Genomic DNA, 21,170 nt, shown 5'->3' on the forward strand with positions numbered 1-21,170 from the left:
AGTAATTCAATCATGCCTAAAAAGAATCAGAGAAAACTCGCGTCTTACAGCGCTTTCGCACTTCTACTCGGCGTTAGCCACAGCTTTGCTGACGACCGCGTCGAAGCCATCGTCAAGGCCGCCATTGAACCGGTGATGCAGCAACAGCAGATCCCCGGTGTCGCGGTCGCGATTACCGTTAATGGCCAACCTCATTACTTTAACTACGGCGTGGCTTCAAAAGAAAACGGTAAAGCCGTCACCGAAGACACCCTGTTCGAGATCGGTTCGGTGAGCAAAACCTTCACCGCCACCCTCGCCGCCTATGCGCAGGCGACAGGCAAACTGTCCCTGTCGGACAATGCCAGTCAGGTTCTGCCGACATTGCGTGGCAGCGCGTTCGACAGCATCAGCGTGTTGCAACTCGGTACCTACACCGCCGGTGGCCTGCCGCTGCAATTCCCCAGTGAGGCAGACCATCAGGACAAAATGCTTGGCTACTTCAAACAATGGAAACCGACCTACGCCGCTGGCACTCATCGCCAATATTCAAACCCCAGCCTTGGGTTGTTCGGCTATCTGGCGGCGCAAAGCATGGGGGCGCCGTTCGATAAGCTGATGGAAAAAACCTTGCTGCCGAAACTCGGCCTCAAGCACAGCTACCTCAAGGTACCGCAGGATCAGATGGCGCTTTACGCCCAGGGCTACAACAAGGACGACAAGCCTGTGCGGGTCGGACCGGGCGCATTGGATTCCGAAGCGTATGGCGTGAAAACCAGCGCCTCGGACCTGCTTCGCTATATTGAAGCGAACATGAATCCGACGTCGCTGGAAAAGCCCCTGCAGCAAGCCATCGCCATCACTCACACCGGTTATTACACCGTCGGCGAGATGACTCAAGGGTTGGGATGGGAGTTCTACAACTATCCGGTGACGCTCGACGCATTACTCGTCGGCAACTCGTCGCAGATGGCGATGGAGGCTCATGAAGTCCAACTGCTGAACCCGCCGCAGCCGCAACGCGACACTGTACTGATCAACAAAACCGGCTCAACCGGCGGCTTTGGCGCCTATGTCGCGTTTATCCCGGCGAAGGACATTGGCATCGTGATCCTGGCCAACAAAAACTACCCGAACCCGGAACGAATCAAAATTGCCCATGAGATTCTGAGCGCTCTAGCCGAGTAATCCCGACACCCCATGAGACTGGGCAACCCTGTGCGAGGGGGCTTGCCCCCCGTTGGGCTGCGAAGCGGCCCCAAACCAGCCACCGCGTTGCATCAGATAGCCCTCAGATACCGGTTTACGACTGCTGCGCAGCCGAACGGGGGCAAGCCCCCTCGCCACAGGGATTTTCACCACAATGGAGGAAATTCAATCATCCGGCTGCTCAGGCGGTTTGGCGGGTTTCGTCGGTTTGCCTTTTGCGCCTTTGGCCGGTGCAATGTCAGCCACCGGCGCTGGCAACGGTACTGTCGCTTCCTTTTCAGCGGCTGGCAGCTCGTCGATGGTGCTGAAAATCTCTTTCAGCTCGACCACATCCTTTTCAAGCTTCTTTTCGCCGTCCTTGCCGACCAGGATGATTTTGCTCTTCGCCCCGGCGCCCAGCTTGAGCGAGCGGATCAACGCCATCGTCGTTTGCGGGTCGAGGTCTTTGCCGTCGCGTTGCCCCATCGTGTTGATCACGGTGTACAGCACCATGTTTCGCTCGGTGAAGCCCTTGCGGCTGGCGGGTTCATCCAGGGATTTTTTCAGGCTGACCCAGGTGGGATCGACCGAACTGGGCGCGATGACAATCAGGGGACGGGCCCTGCCCACGTCTTTAACCAGAGGGGAATCGTCATCGGCGGCGAACAGGGGGCCGACGAAAGCCAGCAGAGTAGCCAGGGTCAAAGACCTGATGAGCATGCGCATCTCCTTTTGATATCCACGCTCTAATGATTGCGCATCGCGGCGAACGTTCCGGGTGACGCACTGCAATTGTGTTTCGCCTTGCCCCAAGCTTAGGTCAGGGCGGTCATTGCGCAACAGCCTGAGCTAATCTCATAGCACCACTTGCACGACCTGATTCGCCGTGAGGATTTTTCCATGAGCGCTCAGCTGAACCACACCATCGTCTGGTGCCGTGACAAACAGGTGTCGGCCCGCTACCTGACCGACCTCCTCGGCCTGCCCGATGCCGAGCCGTTCGGGCCAATGCTGGTGGTCAAATTCGATAACGGAGTGTCGCTGGATTTCTACAATAACGATCCGCCCATCGCGTCCCAACATTATGCGTTCCTGATTGGCGACGAAGACTTCGATGCGGCCTTCGCTCGCCTGCAAGCGCGCAAGCAGCCCTGGTGGGCAGATCCTGGCAAGCAACGGCCGAACGAGATCAATGATTACGGCGGTGGCCGGCGGGTGTATTTCGATGACCCGGACGGGCATCTGCTGGAGATTTTTACCCGGGAATAGGCAGAACCTGCGGGCTTCTGTGGCGAGGGGGCTTGCCCCCGTTGGGGCGCGAAGCGGCCCTAAAAGCTTTGCGACTGCTTCGCAGCCGAACGGGGGCAAGCCCCCTCGCCACAGAAGCCAACTCCCACAGGGATTTCTCTTAACTGACTGGCATAGATACCCGTCATTTGCGGGTCATATACCAAACGGAAAGGTGTCTTCCTCGTGCTCCATGAACTCAGGCTCCGGCAATGGCGAGACCGCATGGGTTTTTTCGATCCAGACAAAAGCGTCGAACTGCTCCGCCAGTACTGCCTGAAAGTAATGGCTCTGGCGCTCGGTCCTGGGGCGATAGATAACGCCGATGGCGCGCTCGAGCAATGGCTCGGCCAATACGTCCAGCAACTCATCGCTTGGTGACGTCCGCCAGTCAAGCAGTGCTGCGGGGACGCCGGCCTGGAGAAACAGTTGTTCCCAGCTGTCGGCCAATGCCGGATTCACCTGTTTGACCTGCATCGGCTCATCCCAGTCATCGGCGGCGGCGACGGTGCCGTGGTCGGTGCCCATGCCGATCAGCACCGCTTGTGAGCCGTAGGCCGTATGGCACAACTGGCCGATGTTGAACTGCCCCTCCCAACCCATTTGCGTGGCGGCGGCGTTGCCGATGTGTGAGTTATGCGCCCACACCACCGCTTTGGCGCCTGCCCCGCGATGCTCCATCAAGGTTTGCAAAGTCTCGAACATGTGCAGGTCACGCAGATTCCACGAGGCGGTCGAGCCGCGGTACATGGCGCGGTAATACTGCTCGGCGGCCCGCACGACGCGGGCGTTTTGGGTGGCGCTGAAAAACGCCTCGTCGTCGGCGACCATCGGATCAAGCCGTTCGCCCAGCAGCACATTCAATTGCTCGACCACTGCGTCCTCACACGTGGCCATGTTGCCCCGTTCGGCGAAATGACCGTACAGCGCCGGGTCGTCGTTCCACGGCGTCAGGCAGCTGTAGCGATGGCGGGCCTCTTTCGCCAGCTGCGGGTCGGTCTTATCGAGATAGCCCAGCACTTCGTCGATGGAGTGACGCATGCTGTAAACATCCAGCCCCCGAAACTCCACACGCTGCTCGGGCGTCAGCCCACGATTATGGTGGTGCAGCCAGCGGGTAAAAGTCTGCACGGACGTATTGCGCCACATCCAGGTGGGGAATCGGGCGAAGGCCTGTTTTTTCCAGGCGGAGCGGCCCAGGTCGCGAACACATCGGTCGATCTGCCCAGCATCGGGCCAGTCGGCTTCGACCGCGACGATACCGAAGCCGTGCTGCTCGATCAGGCGGCGGGTGATCGCCGCTCGGGTCTGGTAGAAATCCTGGGTGCCGTGGCTGGCTTCACCGATCAGCACCACGCTGGCATCGCCAAAGCGGTCGAACAGTTCGCCGAATTCAGGTGAGTCGCGTGCAGGCAACGGCTCGGCATGACGGCGCAACACTTCGGCCGCGTTGCCGGGTGGCTCGCCGCGGGGGCGGCGGAATCGTCGCAGAAGATCGTTTACGGGGCTGTTCATGGACGTCATGACCTCATCTGAACGTGGTCATAGTTTTGACTACGTCAGCGAGAGCATGATTCCGCTAAATTCAGTGATCTATACGGTGACGGATCAGAACGCCAGCTTGTAGCCGATCAGCACCAGCATCGTGGCCAGACACGGACGCAGCAGTTCGTCGGAGATCCGCCCGGTCAAATGGCTGCCCAGGTAAATCCCCGGCAGCGAACCGACCAGCAAGTAGCCCAAGACGTGCCAATCCATGTTGCCCATGCTCGCGTGGCCCAGGCCGGCGACCAGGGTCAGGGGCACCGCGTGAGCGATTTCGGTGCCAACCAGGCGGCGGGTCGGCAACAACGGATACAGGATGAACAGCGCGACGGTGCCCAAGGCGCCAGCGCCGATGGAGGTCAGGGCCACCATGGTGCCCAGGACCAGACCGGTAATGACGGTCAGCACATTCAACCGCGAGCCGCTGGGGTTGTAGTGGCCGCCCGCTCGTTTGTGGGCGAAATCGAGCAAGCGTTTCTTGAAGAAAATCGCCAGCGCCGTGGCGAACAATACGAAGCCCAAGGCTTGTTTGATGACGGCATTCATCGCGTCGGGCGAGGTCTGCAAACTGCTCAGGAACCACAGCGTCAGCGCCACTGCCGGCACACTGCCGAGGGTCAGCCAACCGGTGATCGCCCAGTCGATGTTCTTGTTCTTGCGATGAACCAGCACACCACTGGATTTGGTAATGGCCGCGTACAGCAAGTCCGTGCCCACCGCCGTAGCCGGGTTGACGCCGAACCACAACAGAATGGGGGTCATCAACGAACCGCCCCCGACGCCGGTCATGCCGACAATAAAGCCGACCACCAGACCTGCAACGACCAACCCGAAATTGCCGAATTCCATTAATACGCCCAGAGAATCGCAGGAGAATAACCGGCTCGCAGCATAGCGATTTTTCTTATAACCAGTTATATCGATACGGTCTATCGTTATGCCAACTCATTGGGCCGGAACACGATCTTCTTTCTTTCAAATCCCCTGTGGGAGCTGGCTTGCCTGCGATGCAGACGACTCGGTTTAACGTCCAACCGAGTTGATGCAATCGCAGGCAAGCCAGCTCCCACAAAAGCTCTCCCACAGGGATTGGGTTTGGCACTCGCTCATTGCACCGGCAAGAAATTCAGGAACAGCAAACTCTGGGCGTAGTTGAGGCCGATCCGTCGGTAGCGTTCATCGAGCATCTGGGTCAGCAGGTCCAGCCGCGCGACGATTTTGCCGAACTCCACGGCAAAACTCAGGTTGCTGCCCTCCTCCGAGATTTCGTTGGAAAACAGCAAGGGCTCGCCTTGCTTGTTTTGCCGCTGACTCAAGATCCAGGTGGCTTTCTCGATGTTGCGCGCGGCATTGCTGACGAAAGTCGGGTTGATCGCATCCGTCATGTAGAACTCCAGCCGATTGCCATGGGCGGTGACCAGCATGCTGCCGATGGCATAGATGAAGGCACCGACCCGGTCGCCGAGGAATTCCGGGCTCATGGCGTAGCTCAGCGCGGCGAGGTCTTTTTTGCCGCCGAGGGTGGGCAGTGGTTGTTGCTGTTCGATGGCCATGCGCACTTGTTTTTCTGCGGTGCCGACATCGAGGAAGCCGGATTTTTTCAGCTCCTCCGGGTTGCGCAGGTAGAGCTTGTTCATCAGCAGGTAGAGGCTTTCGAGGTTGTCACGCATCGCCAGGGTCGCCATGCGGTCGACGCTGGTCTGGAGAAATTCCTGGGGTTTGCCGTTGCGAAACTGGCTAACGAGGTCGTTGCCCGGCTGATGGCTGCAGCCACTGGCGAAGAGCATCGACAGGCCAATCAGCAGCAAGCAATAACGGCGAATGTGCGGGGTAAAGCGGGGTAAAACTCGAGCCATGGGTTCTTGAACTTGGGCATGGGCCGGCGGTGGGGATCGCCGCGGGCTGGCCAAGGATAGAACCGCGAAAGCCGAAAAAGTGCAGTGCCGGTGGTCCGTAAACGTGGGTCACCGTGAAAGCAGCTCCGCATTAGTCATACTTTATAATTGCAACACTGCATAGATAAGCTATAAATCCTTCCTTGATCGCGTTAAAACTCGATTATTAGTATGACTACTTCTCACAAAACAACAAAAAGGAAGGTCAACCATGCTTCAATCTCGATACCTGCTCTCCGGCCTCGGACTGTCCCTGATGATCGCCACCCTCCCCGCTCATGCCGCCGGCTTGTCCAGCGAACACAAAGCCTTCGGCAAAACCAATGACGGCACGCCCGTCGAGCAATACATCTTGCGCAACAGCCATGGCCTGCAAGCCACGGTCATTACCTACGGCGGGATTCTGCAGTCGCTGAAAGTGCCGGACAAAAACGGCAAGCTCGACGATGTGGTGCTGGGCTTCGACGACGTGCAGGGTTATCAAAGCGGCACCGCGTACTTCGGGGCGACCATTGGCCGCTTCGGCAACCGCCTGGCCAACGGTGCCTTCGAGCTGGACGGCAAGCGCTATCAGGTGCCACTCAACGACGGCAGCAATTCACTGCACGGCGGAGCCCAGGGTTTCGATAAACGGGTGTGGAAAGCCGAACCGAGCAAAGGCAAGGATTCGGTGGGCGTGACCCTGACGTATCTGTCGGTGGGCGGTGAAATGGGTTTCCCGGGCAACCTTAAAACCGAAGTCACCTACAGCCTCACCGAGAACAATGAGCTGCGCATCGAGTACAAAGCCAGCACCGACAAACCCACGGTGCTGAACCTGACCAACCACAGTTATTTCAACCTGGCCGGCGCGGGCAATGGCGACGTGCTAAAACAGCTTGCGACCTTGCATGCAGCCCGTTACACGCCGGTCACTGGCAAACTGATCCCCACCGGTGAGCTGGCCCCGGTTGCTGGCACGCCGATGGACTTCACTCAACCGACCGCCATCGGTCAACACATCAAGGCTGATCACCCGCAACTGAAATTCGCCGAACCGAAACAAGGCGGTTTCGATTTCAACTGGGTGCTGGACGCCAAGGGTGATCTGGGCAAACTCGCCGCCGATGTCAGCGATCCGCAATCCGGGCGCCGGTTGCAGCTCTACACTACTGAACCGGGTGTGCAGTTCTATACCAGCAACTTCCTCGATGGCACGGTCAAGGGCAAGGCTGGCAAGATTTATCCGCATTGGGGGGCGTTCACTCTGGAAACGCAACATTATCCAGATTCGCCGAACCAGCCGAATTTCCCGTCCACACGGCTGGATCCGGGCAAGAGTTATAGCCAGACTACGGTGTATAAGTTTTCTACCCTGTAGATCAAAAGATCGCAGCCTTCGGCAGTTCCTGCACCGCCCCCCAATATCGGGTATGCCCCCGCCCCTGTAGGAGCTCTCGCAGGCTGCGATCTTTCGAGATATCCACGGAACCACCGGACTATTTTGCTGCCAACTGAAGTATCGATCGGACTTCAGGAAGGAGGATTCATGCGTACTCTTGAGTTGGCCGGCATCAATGTGCCGGTCATCGGCCAAGGAACCTGGCGCATGGGAGAGGAACGCTCCCGACACACAAAGGAAGTTGCAGCGTTGCGTTTGGGCATCGAGTTGGGCATGACCCTGATCGACACCGCTGAAATGTACGCCGAAGGAGGCGCTGAAGAGGTGGTGGGTGAAGCCATCGCCGGCCTTCGCGACCAGGTTTTTCTGGTCAGCAAGGTCTATCCCTACAACGCCAGCCGCAAAGGCATCCCCCAGGCCTGCGAGCGCAGCCTGCGGCGGTTGAATACCGATTACATCGATCTCTACCTTTTGCACTGGCGCGGCGACTATCCCCTTGAGGAAACCGTCGAAGCCTTCGAACGCCTGCGCGAAGAGGGCAAGATCGGCCGTTGGGGCGTGTCCAATTTCGACCTGGACGACCTGCAAGAATTGGCCTCGCCAGCCTGCGCCACCAATCAGGTGCTGTATAACCTGGAAGAGCGCGGCATCGAATTTGATTTGCTCCCCTGGAGCCAACACCAAAGGATACCGGTGATGGCCTATTGTCCGATCGGCCAGGGCGGGCACATGCTGGCCAATTCGACACTCAAGCAGATTGCCGTCCGTCACGAGGCGACACCTGCGCAGGTAGCGCTGGCATGGATTCTGCGTCAGAACGGCGTGATCGCCATCCCCAAGGCGGTCCGTCCCGAGCATGTGCAGCTCAATGCGCAAGCGGCGCAATTGCGGCTTGAGGTCGGGGATCTGGAGGCGCTGGACCAAGCTTTTCGCGCGCCACAACGCAAGCAGCGGTTGGCCATGGTCTGAGCCATCGCTGTTCTGTCAGAGGGCATCGGCATGAGAAGTACCGATCAGCTCGACTCTTTCAATTTGCCACGCTTCGTTCAGGCGCAGGACCCTGTGTTCGAGTGGGTGCAGGAGGAGCTGCGCGCCGGCCAGAAGCGTCGGCACTGGATGTGGTTTATCTTTCCGCAGTTTTCCGGGTTGGGTGACAGCGAGATGTCCCGCTACTTTGCCATTCGCTCCAGTGAAGAAGCCACGGCGTACCTGGAGCATCCGTTACTGGGTCCACGCTTGCGTGCCTGCACGCAATTGGTCCTGGACGTTCCTCATCAGTCGATCGCCAAGATTTTCGGTCATCCCGACAACCTCAAGTTTCACTCATCGATGACGCTGTTCGCCCAGGTTTCGCCAAAAGGCAGCCTGTTCCATCAGGCGCTGGATCAATATTTTCATGGCATACCGGATGGCTGGACGTTGTCGCTGCTGGACTCAAAACAGGCCCAGTTGCCCCCCAATCAGCGTTGAGAAATCGTCATCCACGAACGGCAGGATCGCATCCGCCACCGGTTGCAGCTGCCGAGTGACGTAATGGTCGTAGTCGATGGGCGCGCTGCGGATTTCCAGCGGCTCGGGGCCGGCGATAGTGATTACATAACTGATCCAGCCGCCATTCTGATATTGCCGCGGACGTCCCTGCTGGTCGTTGTAGTCGTCGGCGATCCGCGCGGCCCGCACATGGGGCGGCACGTTACGTTGATAGTCGTCGAGGGTACGGCGCAGGCGTTTGCGATAGATCAGGCGCTCGTCAAACTCACCGGCCAACGTCTTGCGCACATAGTCACGTACGTAATCCTGATAGGGTTTGCGATTGAAGATGCGCAGGTACAGCTCCTGCTGGAATTGCCGGGCCAACGGCGACCAGTCGGTGCGCACGGTTTCCAGGCCTTTGTAGACCATTTCATCAGTGCCATCGGCGCGGGTGACTAATCCGGCATAGCGCTTTTTGCTGCCCTCCTCGGCGCCGCGAATGGTCGGCATCAGAAAGCGCTTGTAGTGGGTTTCGAACTGCAACTCCAGGGCACTTTCCAGCCCGTATTCCTGTTTCACATGCTCGCGCCACCACTGGTTGACGTGATCCACCAGCGCGTGGCCGATCTGCGCGGCTTCTGCCTGACCGTGGGCGCGGCGCAGCCAGACGAAGGTCGAGTCGGTGTCGCCATAGATCACCGCGTGGCCTTGGGCTTCGATCAACTGGCGGGTGCGCAACATAATCTCGTGACCGCGCAGGGTGATGGACGAGGCCAGCCGTGTATCGAAGAAGCGGCAACCGCTGGAACCGAGGACGCCGTAGAAGGCATTCATGATGATCTTCAGGGCCTGGGACAACGGCGCATTGTGTTCGCGCTTGGCGGTTTCGCGACCTTCAGCGACCCGGGCGACAATGGCCGGCAGGCAATGCCGGGTTCTTGAAAAACGAGCACCGCGAAAGCCCGGCACCGACTCGCTGTCGTCGGGATGCTTGAGCCCTTCGATCAAGCCCACCGGATCGATCAGGAAGGTGCGGATGATCGACGGATAGAGGCTTTTGTAGTCGAGCACCAGCACCGATTCGTACAGCCCTGGTTGCGAGTCCATGACAAAACCGCCGGGGCTGGCCTCCGGTGGTTTGCCGCCAAGGTTCGGCGCGACGAAGCCCTGCCGGTGCATCAACGGCATATACAGGTGAGTGAAAGCCGCCACCGAGCCACCGCTGCGGTCCGCCGGCAAACCGGTGACGCTGGCGCGCTCGAGCAGGAAGGTCAGCAACTCGGTCTTGGCGAAGATCCGTGTTACCAGTTCGCAGTCCTTGAGGTTGTACTTCGCCAGGGCCGGTTTGTCCTCGGCAAACATGCGATTGATTTCGTCCATCCGTTGGTACGGGTTGTCGATCGACTTGCCCTCGCCCAACAGGGTTTGCGCGACGTTTTCCAGGCTGAAGGACGGGAAGCTCCAGGTCGCCGAACGCAGCGACTCGATGCCGTCGATGATCAACCGGCCGGCGGCCGAAGCGAAGTAATGATTGCGGCTACCGTGCTCGCGCCACTGCATTTCTTCACCGCCACGCCCCAGCTTCAGTGGCACCGCCAAGCGGCGAGCATGTTCGTGCAGTACGCGCAGATCGAACTGCACGACGTTCCAGCCGATGATGGCGTCGGGGTCGTGCCGGGCGAACCATTCATTGAGTTTTTTCAGCAGCAGGGTTCGCGAGTCGCAGTATTCGAGCTGGAAATCCACCGCACTGTCATCGCCATTGGGTGGCCCAAGCATGTACACCTGCCGCTCGCCGCAGCCTTCCAGGGCGATGGAATACAACTCGCCCTGAGCGGTGGTTTCGATGTCCAGCGAGACCAGCCTGAGCTTCGGTCGGTAGCCGGGGTCGGGTTTCATTTGCGCGTCGAGCAACAGACCTTCGGCGCTGGGTGTGCCGCCGAACAGAACGGGCGCGGTGATGAAACGCTCCATCATGTAGCGTTCCGGCGGGCGAATGTCGGCTTCGAATACCTCGACGCCTGATTTGCGCAGCGCGGTTTCCAGACGCATCAATTGACCGTGCTGCTGGCAATACAGGCCAAGCACCGGGCGATGTTCGAAGTCCAGCAGTGCCAAAGGCTTCAGCTCGACGCTTTTCTCGCCGCGCAGCAGCGCTTCGGCTTGCTCGCGCTGGGCTGCCGGAATGAACGCTACCGACGGTTGATGTGGCAGGCGGATGCGTCGGGGACCGGCATCGGTCGCCAGCCAGAACTCGACTTCCGTACCGGCCGGGGTATCGCGCCAATGCCGGGTCAGGACGAAGCCCTGCTGTAAATCCACCACTGCAACCTCAACGAACTGATTCAAGGGGTAATTCTACGCGTGATCGACGGTGTGGTGAGGGGCCTTGCCCTAATGCCGGTCAGTTAAGACGCAGAACCTGTGGGAGCGTGGCTTGCCCGCGGAGAACGATGACGCGTAGTACCTGAAAAACCGCGGTGCATTCTTCGCGGGCAAGCCACGCTCCCACAGGATTTTCGTCGCTCAAATTTCTTAACTTACCGGCATCAGGGGCGGACATTTACAAAGAAAAATCGCTGAATGACGCTTTTTGCGCGGTATCTGCCGCTTTCTTCCTTGCTCTGTGAGCGCGTCTCTACGATTCTTCAAGAACAACGACAACACCCGAGAATCCGCCATGAAAACCGTCGCCCAACTGCTCAAGTTAAAGGCCCAACAGAATCAGGAAGTCCACACCATTGCGCCTCATCAAATGGTGCTGGAAGCGCTGATGGTGATGGCCGCAAAAAACGTCGGCGCGTTACCGGTGCTGAAAGAGGGAAAGGTCGTCGGCATCATCAGCGAGCGTGACTATGCGCGCAAACTGGTGCTCAAGGGGCGCTCCTCTGTCGGCACACCGGTCAGCGACATCATGGTGGCGCCGGTCATCACCGTGGACACCCATCAAACCGTCGAAACCTGCATGGGCATCATGTCCGAAAAACGCCTGCGGCACTTACCAGTGGTGGAAAACGGTGAGTTGATAGGCTTGCTGTCCATCGGCGACCTGGTCAAGGAAGCCATTGCCGAACAGGCTGAACTGATTCGGCAGCTGGAGCAGTACATTCGCGGCGAGTGATCCTGTGGCGAGGGGGCTTGCCCCCGTTGGGTCGCGAAGCGGCCCCAAAAGCTTTGCGACTGCTTCGCAGCCGAATGGGGCGATGCGGCGTTCCGACAAGCCCTCTCGCCACAAAAGCCCCCCACATTTGTTTGGCGGTATTCCTATGGCCAATGCCGCGCGAAAACCGGTGCCAATGCAGGGTGCCGGTCGAAGCGTTCAAGCCAGGCGGAAAACCCCGGCCGCGCAGCGCGCAAGTGCTCTCGGGTACCCGCCCACCGCGTCACCACCGCCGCAAGAATATCCAGCGCGCCCGGTGATCCCTCGCCCAGGTACAACTTGCCGGCGAACTGATCGGCAAACACCTCCCAACTCCAGTGCAGGCGCTGGCGGGCACCGACCATGAGGTTTTCCCTGGATGATTCGTCCGCCTCGGCCAGCCAGCGTTCGGGATAATCGATGATGCCGATCGCGGCATAGCAATTGCTGACGATGTACACCAGGCCCCGAATAACCTGATCACGCTTGAGCGGGTTTTCCGGCAACAGGTTCGACTCCGGGAACGTGAGGCCCAGATGAATCAGGATGGCCGCACTCTCGGTCAGAACACCGCCATCGGGCAGTTGCAGGGTGGGTATCTGCTTGAGCGGGTTGAGCTTCTCCAATGCCTGAACCGCCTCCGGGGACGATGAAACATCGATGAAGCGATAAGGAACCTCGCACAGTTCCAACGCGGCTTCGATGGCGGCCGCACCTGAGTTCTGATGCCCGTAGAGCTGGTACATGACTAAATCTCCTCTGCGACTCTCTCTTTGTAGCAGCTACCGAAGATTGCGCTCGGCCAAAGCGGTGGGCCAGTCAATTCATCCGTCAAATGTAGTACCGCTTTCGCGAGCAGGCCCACAGGGCCGTCGTTGTAATCAGGTTCGGTTACATCCCCGCGCGCTTCATACAGCGCTGATAACGCTCATCGACCCGCTTGGCGAACCACGCCGTGGTGAGTTTGCGGGTGATTTTCGGGCTTTGCAGGAGGATCCCCGGCAACACTGCTCGGGGCAATGGTCGGCCTTCGGCCTGTTCGGCCAAGGCGAAGACCCGTCGATAAAGCTTGGTGTCCTCGAATTCGAGACCTTTACCCTCCTCCAATTGATCCCGAATGGTCAGGTTTCGCATGTCCAGTTGCTTGCCGAGGGTGCGCACCGCCAATTCCGTGGTGCCCGGCATGATCGAACCGTAGCGCACCAAATCGCCATCCAGCGCCAGCGGAATACCCGTCGCACGACTTACCGCGTTCTGAAACGCCGCATTGCGGCTGGCGTACCAGCCGGCGTTGAAATCGGCGAAGCGATACAGCGGCTGCTCGTAGCTCACCGGGTAACCGAGCAAATGGGCAATACCGAAATACATACCGCCGCGACGCGTGAACACTTCGCGGCGAATCGAGCCGTCCACCGGGTAGGGATAATCCCGCGCCTGCTGCTCTGCAAAATCGATGCTGACTTGCATTGGCCCGCCGGTGTGCACCGGGTTGAAACCATCGAACAGCGTCCGCCCCATGGGCACTATGCCGATGAAGTCATCGAAAATCGCGCTGAGTTCTTTTTCGCTGCGCGCGGCATTCAGCCGGTCACTGTAACTTTTGCCATTGGGTGAGCTTACCTGCAAGGCACCGCTCACCAGCAGGCCGGGAATGTGGGCCTTGGCGGCGCGGCGGTCGATCTCGTCCCGGGCGATCTTGCCCAGGCCCGGCACCCGCGGATCAGCCTGAAACGTCGATTCCTGCTCAGTGACCGCGAGTACCGAACACAGGTTTTGCGTGGTCGGTGGAATCTTTTGTGCGGCAAATGCCGCGTAGATGTCCGTGGCCCAGCCTTGGCGGTCGGCTGTCTTGGCCGGGAGCAGACGCATGATCTCTGCCTTGACCTCGGCAGGCTTGCGGACCGGCGGTTCCTGCGTGCGTTGGCTACCGCAACCGGCCAGAACCAACAGTGTCGCGACGCTCATGATCAATCGATTGGCTTGCATGTTGCTCCATCAAAATCCGTTGAGCCGGGTTAACCATACGATCAATGGCATGGCGCAGGCTATGACTGTGACCGTCGCGGACTGTTCCCCTGCCCTCTGCCCCATAGCTGTAGCGCTGTAGCAGCTGTCGAGCTTGCGAGGCTGCGTTCGGCTGCGAAGCAGTCGTAAAACCTGCAACTGAGTTCTTTCAGGTAAACGGCGTTCGCCGAATTCACGACTGCTGCGCAGCCGAACGCAGCCTCGCGGGCTCGACAGCTGCTACACGCGTAGTTTTCCGTTGGGCAGCCGGGAGGCCGGTGCATCCGGGCTGAACCATACTTGATCCACATACCGCGGAGGACAGGTTCATGAACCGTAGCGACGTGCTGATCATCGGCGCCGGCCCGACCGGGCTGGTACTGGCGCTGTGGTTGAGCAAACTGGGGATTGCGGTGCGGATTATCGACAAGACGTCGACACCCGGCACCACTTCACGTGCGCTGGCGGTACAGGCGCGAACGCTTGAACTGTATAGCCAGCTCGATCTCAGCGACGCCGTTGTGCAAAACGGCCATAAAGTGGCCGCGGCGAATTTCTGGGTCAAGGGCGAAGCGGTCGCACGCCTGCCGCTGAGCACCATCGGCGAGGGACTGACGCCCTACGCGTTTCTGGAAATCTATCCGCAAGACGAGCACGAACGCCTGCTGATCGAACGCCTGGAAGCCTTCGGTATTACGGTGGAGCGCGATACCGAACTGCAAAGCTTCAAGGAAACCAGCGACGGCATCACCGCCCGGCTGCGCTTGCCCGATGGCCAGCAGGAAACCTGCCAGGCCTGTTACCTCGCAGGCTGCGACGGCGCCCGGTCGATTGTGCGCAAGACGCTGGACACCGGTTTTCCGGGGGGCACCTACCAGCAGATTTTCTACGTGGCGGATGTGCAGGCTCGCGGACCTACGTTCAACGGTGAACTGCATGTGGATCTTGATGAAGCCGACTTCCTCGCCGTTTTCCCCTTGTCCAACGAAGGTCGCGCCCGACTGATCGGGACGGTTCGTGATGAGCGTGCCGACCGCGCCGAAACCCTCCAGTTTGAAGACGTCAGCAGCCGGGCCATTGAGCATTTAAAGGTGCAGATCGATCAGGTGAACTGGTTCTCGACCTACCGCGTGCATCACCGGGTTGCGGATCACTTTCGCACTGGGCGCGCGTTTCTGTTGGGTGACGCCGCCCATGTCCATAGCCCGGCGGGAGGCCAGGGTATGAACACCGGGATTGGCGATGCGATCAATCTGGCCTGGAAACTCGCCACGGTGTTGAGCGGTGGCGCCACGCCCAAACTGCTCGACAGTTATGAAACCGAACGCATCGCCTTTGCCCGGCGCCTGGTGGCCACCACCGACCGGGTTTTCAGTTTCGTCACGGCCGACGGGCCAATTGCCGACTTGGTGCGTATGCGCGTGGCACCCTTTTTGATCCCGAAAATGATCTCGTTTGAGGCGGCCCGGGAGTTCATGTTTCGCACGGTGTCGCAGACCACTCTCAACTATCGCGGCATGCCGTTGAGCGAGGGCGTTGCAGGCCATGTTCATGGCGGTGATCGCCTGCCTTGGGCCCACGACGGTGAAGGGGATAATTTCGAGTCATTAAAAAATCCGACCTGGCAGGTGCATGTGTATGGCGAGACCAGCGATGAGATGATTGCCTGGTGCACCGAGCATCATTTGCCGTTGCAGGTATTCGACTGGCGACCAGTGTTTGAAACGGTGGGGCTGGCGCGCAACGGGTTTTACCTGCTGCGGCCGGATACGTATGTGGCGATTGCCGACTACAGCGCCGATCCGAAGGTGATCGAGCGGTATTTCCGGGACCGTGAGATTCGGCTTTTCTTTGGCTAAACCCGAGAACGGCGAAGATCAAATGTGGGAGCGAGCCTGCTCGCGATGACGGCGGCACATTCAAAATAGATGTAGCTGAACGTCCGCTATCGCGAGCAGGCTCGCTCCCACATTAGATTTCTGGTGGTCTTTAGATCCCGGCCAAGGCCAGGTCCATCGCAAAGTAGGTGAAGATCAAATCCGCCCCGGCCCGTTTGATCGCTCCCAGGCTTTCACGCACCACTCGGTCTTCATCAATCGCTCCGGCCTGGGCGGCGAATTTGATCATCGCGTACTCGCCGCTCACCTGATACGCCGACAGCGGCAAACGCGAGGCTTCGCGGATGTCGCGGATGATGTCCAGGTACGCACCGGCCGGTTTGACCATCAGCGCGTCGGCGCCTTCCTGCTCGTCCATCAGCGATTCACGCACGGCTTCGCGGCGGTTCATCGGGTTCATTTGATAGCTTTTGCGGTCGCCCTTCAGCGCACTGCCGCCGGCCTCGCGAAACGGACCATAAAGCGCCGAAGCGAATTTGGTCGAATAGGCCATGATCGCGGTCTGGCTGAAACCTGCTTCATCGAGCGCCCGGCGAATGGCCTGGACCTGCCCGTCCATGGCCGCCGATGGTGCGATCACATCAGCGCCAGCGCGGGCGGCGGCTACGGCTTGTTTGCCGAGGTTGATCAGGGTCTGGTCGTTGTCGACTTCGTGGTGGTGCAGCACGCCGCAATGGCCGTGGTCGGTGTACTCGCAGAAACAGGTGTCGGACATCACGATCATTTCCGGCACGGCGTCCTTGGCGATGCGCGACATGCGCGACACCAGGCCGCTTTCGCTCCAGGTGTCGCTGCCGCTGCTGTCCAGATGATGGGACACGCCAAACGTCATCACCGATTTGATCCCGGCCCGAGCGTAACGCTCGATCTCGCCGGCCAGCTTCGACTCGGGAATGCGCATCACCCCGGGCATGCTCTTGATCGGCACGAAATCGTCGATTTCTTCCTCGACGAAAATCGGCAGCACCAGGTCGTTCAAGCTGAACTCGGTTTCCTGGAACAGGCTGCGCAGGCTCGCATTGCGGCGCAGGCGGCGTGGACGTGCTTCGGGGAACTGACTGGGCATGGGCCTTCCTGAAAAACGGTGGATGAGACAAAAGTCGTAGGGGGCGAAGCTTATGCCCTGCACGGCGCGAGGCACAAACCTCGATCGCTCAAGACTGCGTTACCGCGGCGGCAACAATTGGCCGCATCCAGCACAGAACCCTGTGGGAGCGGGCTTGCCCGCGATAGCGGTGTGTCAGTGACATTGATGCTGAAGTTACTACCGTCGTCGCGAGCAAGCCCGCTGCCACAGGTTCAGTGCGATAACTCAAAGGGGTTGCCTGGGGATTTCCAGCCCGCGAATCACCGCCGGCCTTGCCAGGAAACGCTCCAGTACGCGGGTAACATTGGGGAAATTCTGGATACCGACCAGATCACCGGCCTCATAGAAGCCGATCAGGTTGCGCACCCACGGAAAGGTCGCGATGTCGGCGATGGTATAGCGTTCGCCCATGATCCAGTCGCGCCCTTGCAGACGGCCGTCGAGGACTTGAAGCAAGCGCTTGCTTTCCTCGACGTAGCGATCACGGGGACGCTTGTCTTCGTAGTCCTTGCCGGCGAATTTGTTGAAAAAACCGAGTTGGCCGAACATCGGCCCTATACCGCTCATCTGAAACATCAGCCACTGAATGGTTTCGTAACGCGCCGCCGATTCCTGCGCCAGCAGCTGCCCGCTCTTGTCGGCGAGGTAAATCAGAATCGCCCCGGACTCGAACAACGCCAGCGGTTGATCCCCCGGACCGTGGGGGTCGAGGATCGCCGGGATCTTGTTGTTGGGGTTCAGCGAGAGAAACTCGGGAGACAACTGATCGTTGGTGTCGAAGCCCACACGATGCGGCTCGTAGGGCAGCCCGATCTCTTCGAGCATGATCGAAACCTTGACGCCATTGGGCGTTGGCAAGGAATAGAGCTGGATCCACTCCCGGTACTGGGCCGGCCATTTTTGAGTGATGGGGAATGCAGACAAATCGGTCATAAGGGGCATCCACGAGAAAATCGGACTGAAGATCATAATCTACAGAGGGATCAGGTGTGTCCCGTGTCCATAAATCCGCAACATCCAGTCGATAACCTTTTCCCCAATCCGTTCAAGGTTGCCGTTAAAGTGCCAAGCACCTCACTCGGATCGAACCAAAGGGCTTCAAAGGACTCTGAGCATTGCCCTGTAGGAAACGAACCGGGTCAATGACATGGAAAACACCCGATGGAAGCTCGGGGTGTCAAGGTTTGTCAGCCTTAACCGAATGCGCTGAAGATGACCAATTCGATGATGAATCCATTGAAATTCGCCAAACGCTTCAAGCATCGCGCCTATATCTTCCTGCCCCCCCTGCTGGCGGTCAGCGCGTTGTTCTTGTCGCTTGAGGTCAGTGAAAGCCGCGCCCAACCGGCGGATGGCACCCAGACGCTGGTATTCCTGCGCCACGCGGAAAAACCCGCCGGCGGCCTGGGCCAGCTCAATTGTCAGGGGTTGAACCGCGCCATCGACCTGGCCACCTTGTTGCCGGAAAAATTCGGCAAGGCCAACTACGTGTTTGCCGCCAACCCGACACGCAATGTCGAGGAAGGCGAACTGGATAATTCCTACAGTTACATCCGCCCCCTGATGACCATCAGCCCCAGCGCAATCAAGCTCGGTTTGCCGGTGAACATCGAATTCTCGGCCAACGACACCAGCGACCTGGCGGATGAACTGCTGCACGACAAGTATCACAACTCGGTCATTTATACGGCCTGGTCCCACGGCTATCTGCCCGAGCTGATCAACAAAGTCGCTGGGGAAGCCGTCGGCAAAAAACAGAACATCACCGATGACTGGGAATCGAGCGACTACGACTCGCTGTACGTGCTCACGCTGACCTGGCACAACGGCAAGGCCACCCTGCAGAGCCACAGCTACAAGCAGGGGCTGAATAACGGTCAGGAGACCTGTCCGACGTAAGCTGTGATCGTGGTGGTGCTTCGAGTTTTATAGTGCCTGTCACGGCCTCATCGCGGGCAAGCCCGCTCCCACATTGGTCTGTGGTGGAACACAGATTTGTGATCGACGCTGCCCCTTGTGGGAGCGGGCTTGCCCGCGATGAGGCCGGCAAAAAAAACATCAAAGCAGCTGTTTGCCACGCTCCCGCAGGTATTCAAGCACCGCACCCCACTCCCCCACAAACTCGATCCGCGTCCCCTTCTTCTCCCGCTGAAACGCATACATCGGGTCGTAATACTCACGCAGTAACCCTTCGATCCAGCCCCGGTGCAAATCCACCGCACCGCTGTTCGCCTGTTCTGCCAGCGCGTCTTCCATCAAGGTCAACATCCGCTGATGACGTTCGCCGCCCAACCGTTTCTGGACATTGTTCAGGCTCGCCAGCAAACGCTCGGAAAACAGCGCGAAGCCTTCATCGCCATGCACTTCGATGAACTCGGCGCACAAGTCCACCACGTAATCGCGCAGGATCCGCTCGACTCGCCCTTCCAGGCTGTCTTCCAGCCAAACCATCGGAAACTGCTGCATGCCCTGATACAGCGGCAACGGCAAGGCGCAACTGCCGATCGCGCGGCTCTCGTCTTCCAGCACGAACTGTTCGATGCCGCGGGCACGCTTCTTCAGCACGTCCACGGCCAAGCGGTTTTCAAAGTCGATGTTGGAGGGTTGGCCGGTGGCGCGCTTGCCGAAACTGGAGCCGCGATGATGGGCGTGGCCTTCAAGGTCCAGCCCGTTGCTCAACTGCATGAGTACCTCGGTCTTGCCGGTGCCGGTCATGCCGCCCAGCAAAACGAAATCGCACTGGGTAATGGCCTGATCGAGCGTATCGAGCAAAAAAGTGCGCATGGCCTTGTAGCCGCCACCGACCCGCGGATAGTCGATACCCGCTTCGTCCTTGAGCCATTGCTGAACGATCTGCGAACGCAGCCCGCCACGAAAACAATACAAATACCCATCCGGATGAGCCCGGGCAAAATCGGCCCAGGCCTGGATGCGCTCAGCCTTGATCTCGCCAGACACCAATTGATGTCCCAGCGTGATGGCCGCTTGCTGACCTTGCTGCTTGTAGCAAGTGCCGATCCGTTGCCGCTCGAGGTCATTCATCAGCGGCAGATTGACCACGCCGGGGAATGAGCCCTTGAGGAATTCGACCGGCGCGCGGGTATCCATCATCGGCCGGTCGTTGAGAAAGATGTCGCGGTAATCGGTGAAGTCGATGGACATCAAAACACCTCTACCGCGTTAGTCTGTCGCTCAACCAGTTCGCCGATCGGCTCAAGGGTCAAGCCGAGTTCGGCTGCCACCACCAAAAACTGTTCATTGCCCTCAGGCGTGACCGCAATCAGCAGGCCGCCGCTGGTTTGCGGATCGCAGAGCACGCGTTTGTGCAACTCCTGGAGCCGGCCGACCTTGCTGGCGTAGCTGTCGAAATTGCGCAGCGTGCCGCCCGGCACGCAGCCCTGATCGAGGTAATACTCGACACCCGGCAGGCGCGGCACACGGTCATATTCGATGCGGGCGGTCACGTTGCTGCCGTCGGCCATTTCCACCAGATGCCCGATCAGGCCAAACCCGGTGACGTCAGTCATCGCGGTCACGCCGTCGAGTTTGCCGAAACGGCTGCCGGGTTTGTTCAAGGTGCACATCCAGTCACGGGCCAGGCCGATGTCGACATTGCGCAACTTGCCCTTCTTCTCGGCCGTGGTGAGGATGCCGATGCCCAAGGGTTTGGTGAGGTACAGCAAACAACCGGCAGTGGCGGTGTCATTGCGCTTCATGTGGCGCTTTTCCACCAGCCCGGTCACGGCCAGGCCGAAGATCGGCTCTGGCGCGTCGATGGAATGGCCACCGGCCAGAGGAATTCCCGCCTCATCGCAGACCGAACGCCCACCGCGAATCACTTCCCGGGCAATCTCCGGCGCCAGCACATTGACCGGCCAGCCGAGGATCGCAATCGCCATCAACGGGTCGCCGCCCATGGCGTAGATATCGCTGATGGCGTTGGTGGCGGCAATGCGGCCGAAGTCGAACGGATCGTCGACGATCGGCATAAAGAAGTCGGTAGTCGAAACCACACCGCGCTCTTCGTCGATGGCATACACCGCCGCATCATCGCGCGAGGCGTTGCCGACCCAGAGTTTCGGGTCCAGATTCTGCGCGCCGCTGCCGGCCAGAATCACCTCCAGCACCTGGGGCGAAATCTTGCAGCCACAGCCTGCGCCATGGCTGTATTGGGTCAGACGAATCGGCTCGCTCATCAGGGGTGCACCTTGTGAAGTCAATGCCGAGGATTCTACAGCAACCTAAAAGCTCTATTGCCACAGATCGGGTTACTGATCTGACAGTCGACACCACT

The 21,170-nt window shown here is 59.3% G+C and carries 19 protein-coding genes; 8 read left to right on the plus strand and 11 right to left on the minus strand.

The window, feature by feature from the left end:
- Nucleotides 1–12: 12 nt before the first annotated feature.
- On the plus strand, nucleotides 13–1,167 hold the full coding sequence (ampC, locus tag KGB18_RS14290; RefSeq protein WP_317850977.1) for a class C beta-lactamase: 1,155 nt from the start codon (nucleotides 13–15) through the stop codon (nucleotides 1,165–1,167).
- A gap of 186 nt (nucleotides 1,168–1,353) precedes the next feature.
- Here ampC and KGB18_RS14295 read toward each other — a convergent pair whose 3' ends face one another.
- Nucleotides 1,354–1,887 carry a DUF4174 domain-containing protein gene (locus KGB18_RS14295; protein WP_123720374.1) on the minus strand — a complete coding sequence of 178 codons (534 nt, stop codon included), beginning with the start codon at nucleotides 1,885–1,887 and terminating at the stop codon, nucleotides 1,354–1,356.
- 180 nt (nucleotides 1,888–2,067) lie between these two features.
- Between KGB18_RS14295 and KGB18_RS14300 the strand changes: the two genes are divergently transcribed.
- On the plus strand, nucleotides 2,068–2,436 hold the full coding sequence (locus KGB18_RS14300) for a VOC family protein (protein WP_052967258.1): 369 nt from the start codon (nucleotides 2,068–2,070) through the stop codon (nucleotides 2,434–2,436).
- A 174-nt stretch (nucleotides 2,437–2,610) separates the two neighbouring features.
- Here KGB18_RS14300 and KGB18_RS14305 read toward each other — a convergent pair whose 3' ends face one another.
- From KGB18_RS14305 to KGB18_RS14315, 3 genes are all read right to left on the minus strand, one after another.
- A complete protein-coding gene (locus KGB18_RS14305) occupies nucleotides 2,611–3,969 on the minus strand; it encodes an erythromycin esterase family protein (protein WP_223570131.1) in 1,359 nt (452 codons plus the stop codon).
- A gap of 93 nt (nucleotides 3,970–4,062) precedes the next feature.
- Nucleotides 4,063–4,848, minus strand: coding sequence for a sulfite exporter TauE/SafE family protein (locus tag KGB18_RS14310; RefSeq protein WP_123720376.1), 786 nt, complete (start codon nucleotides 4,846–4,848; stop codon nucleotides 4,063–4,065).
- Between the two features lie 257 nt (nucleotides 4,849–5,105).
- On the minus strand, nucleotides 5,106–5,855 hold the full coding sequence (locus KGB18_RS14315; protein WP_123720377.1) for a hypothetical protein: 750 nt from the start codon (nucleotides 5,853–5,855) through the stop codon (nucleotides 5,106–5,108).
- A 250-nt stretch (nucleotides 5,856–6,105) separates the two neighbouring features.
- On the opposite strand from KGB18_RS14315, the gene KGB18_RS14320 reads away from it, so the two are divergent.
- The 3 genes from KGB18_RS14320 (at nucleotide 6,106) to KGB18_RS14330 (ending at nucleotide 8,745) form a co-directional block, all read left to right on the plus strand.
- A complete protein-coding gene (locus KGB18_RS14320) occupies nucleotides 6,106–7,254 on the plus strand; it encodes an aldose epimerase family protein (protein ID WP_123720378.1) in 1,149 nt (382 codons plus the stop codon).
- Between the two features lie 168 nt (nucleotides 7,255–7,422).
- Complete coding sequence (locus KGB18_RS14325; RefSeq protein ID WP_201062484.1) at nucleotides 7,423–8,244, plus strand: aldo/keto reductase; 822 nt, start codon at nucleotides 7,423–7,425, stop codon at nucleotides 8,242–8,244.
- Between the two features lie 30 nt (nucleotides 8,245–8,274).
- On the plus strand, nucleotides 8,275–8,745 hold the full coding sequence (locus KGB18_RS14330; protein ID WP_038982373.1) for a DUF1810 domain-containing protein: 471 nt from the start codon (nucleotides 8,275–8,277) through the stop codon (nucleotides 8,743–8,745).
- On the opposite strand, the gene KGB18_RS14335 is transcribed toward KGB18_RS14330, so the two are convergent.
- Nucleotides 8,710–11,070, minus strand: a complete 2,361-nt coding sequence (locus tag KGB18_RS14335) for a DNA polymerase II (protein ID WP_187326412.1) — start codon at nucleotides 11,068–11,070, stop codon at nucleotides 8,710–8,712. The genes KGB18_RS14330 and KGB18_RS14335 overlap by 36 nt on opposite strands.
- A gap of 358 nt (nucleotides 11,071–11,428) precedes the next feature.
- On the opposite strand from KGB18_RS14335, the gene KGB18_RS14340 reads away from it, so the two are divergent.
- Nucleotides 11,429–11,869 (plus strand): CBS domain-containing protein, encoded by a 441-nt coding sequence (locus tag KGB18_RS14340; protein ID WP_007901706.1) that lies wholly within the window; start codon nucleotides 11,429–11,431, stop codon nucleotides 11,867–11,869.
- Between the two features lie 143 nt (nucleotides 11,870–12,012).
- Here the strand turns inward: KGB18_RS14340 and KGB18_RS14345 are convergent, their stop codons facing one another.
- Both KGB18_RS14345 and KGB18_RS14350 read right to left on the minus strand, forming a co-directional pair.
- Nucleotides 12,013–12,633 (minus strand): glutathione S-transferase N-terminal domain-containing protein, encoded by a 621-nt coding sequence (locus KGB18_RS14345; protein ID WP_123720380.1) that lies wholly within the window; start codon nucleotides 12,631–12,633, stop codon nucleotides 12,013–12,015.
- Nucleotides 12,634–12,778: 145 nt separating this feature from the next.
- Nucleotides 12,779–13,873, minus strand: coding sequence for a DUF1615 domain-containing protein (locus tag KGB18_RS14350; protein ID WP_123720381.1), 1,095 nt, complete (start codon nucleotides 13,871–13,873; stop codon nucleotides 12,779–12,781).
- A 347-nt stretch (nucleotides 13,874–14,220) separates the two neighbouring features.
- Between KGB18_RS14350 and KGB18_RS14355 the strand changes: the two genes are divergently transcribed.
- A complete protein-coding gene (locus KGB18_RS14355) occupies nucleotides 14,221–15,750 on the plus strand; it encodes an FAD-dependent monooxygenase (protein WP_223570132.1) in 1,530 nt (509 codons plus the stop codon).
- 130 nt (nucleotides 15,751–15,880) lie between these two features.
- Here the strand turns inward: KGB18_RS14355 and hemB are convergent, their stop codons facing one another.
- Both hemB and KGB18_RS14365 read right to left on the minus strand, forming a co-directional pair.
- Entirely contained in the window at nucleotides 15,881–16,855 is a 975-nt protein-coding gene (gene hemB / locus KGB18_RS14360; RefSeq protein ID WP_123720383.1) for a porphobilinogen synthase, read from the minus strand.
- A 246-nt stretch (nucleotides 16,856–17,101) separates the two neighbouring features.
- Nucleotides 17,102–17,809, minus strand: a complete 708-nt coding sequence (locus KGB18_RS14365; protein ID WP_123720384.1) for a glutathione binding-like protein — start codon at nucleotides 17,807–17,809, stop codon at nucleotides 17,102–17,104.
- A 294-nt stretch (nucleotides 17,810–18,103) separates the two neighbouring features.
- Here KGB18_RS14365 and KGB18_RS14370 point away from each other — a divergent pair, with 294 nt between their 5' ends.
- Nucleotides 18,104–18,775 (plus strand): histidine phosphatase family protein, encoded by a 672-nt coding sequence (locus KGB18_RS14370; RefSeq protein ID WP_410003838.1) that lies wholly within the window; start codon nucleotides 18,104–18,106, stop codon nucleotides 18,773–18,775.
- 159 nt (nucleotides 18,776–18,934) lie between these two features.
- Here the strand turns inward: KGB18_RS14370 and mnmH are convergent, their stop codons facing one another.
- Complete coding sequence (gene mnmH, locus KGB18_RS14375; RefSeq protein ID WP_123720385.1) at nucleotides 18,935–20,038, minus strand: tRNA 2-selenouridine(34) synthase MnmH; 1,104 nt, start codon at nucleotides 20,036–20,038, stop codon at nucleotides 18,935–18,937.
- Entirely contained in the window at nucleotides 20,038–21,072 is a 1,035-nt protein-coding gene (selD, locus tag KGB18_RS14380) for a selenide, water dikinase SelD (protein WP_123720386.1), read from the minus strand. Before selD ends, mnmH begins: the two co-directional genes overlap by 1 nt.
- Nucleotides 21,073–21,170: the final 98 nt, after the last annotated feature.

It is taken from the genome of Pseudomonas sp. BF-R-26 (genome assembly GCF_019947395.1).
GTDB lineage: Bacteria > Pseudomonadota > Gammaproteobacteria > Pseudomonadales > Pseudomonadaceae > Aquipseudomonas > Aquipseudomonas farris.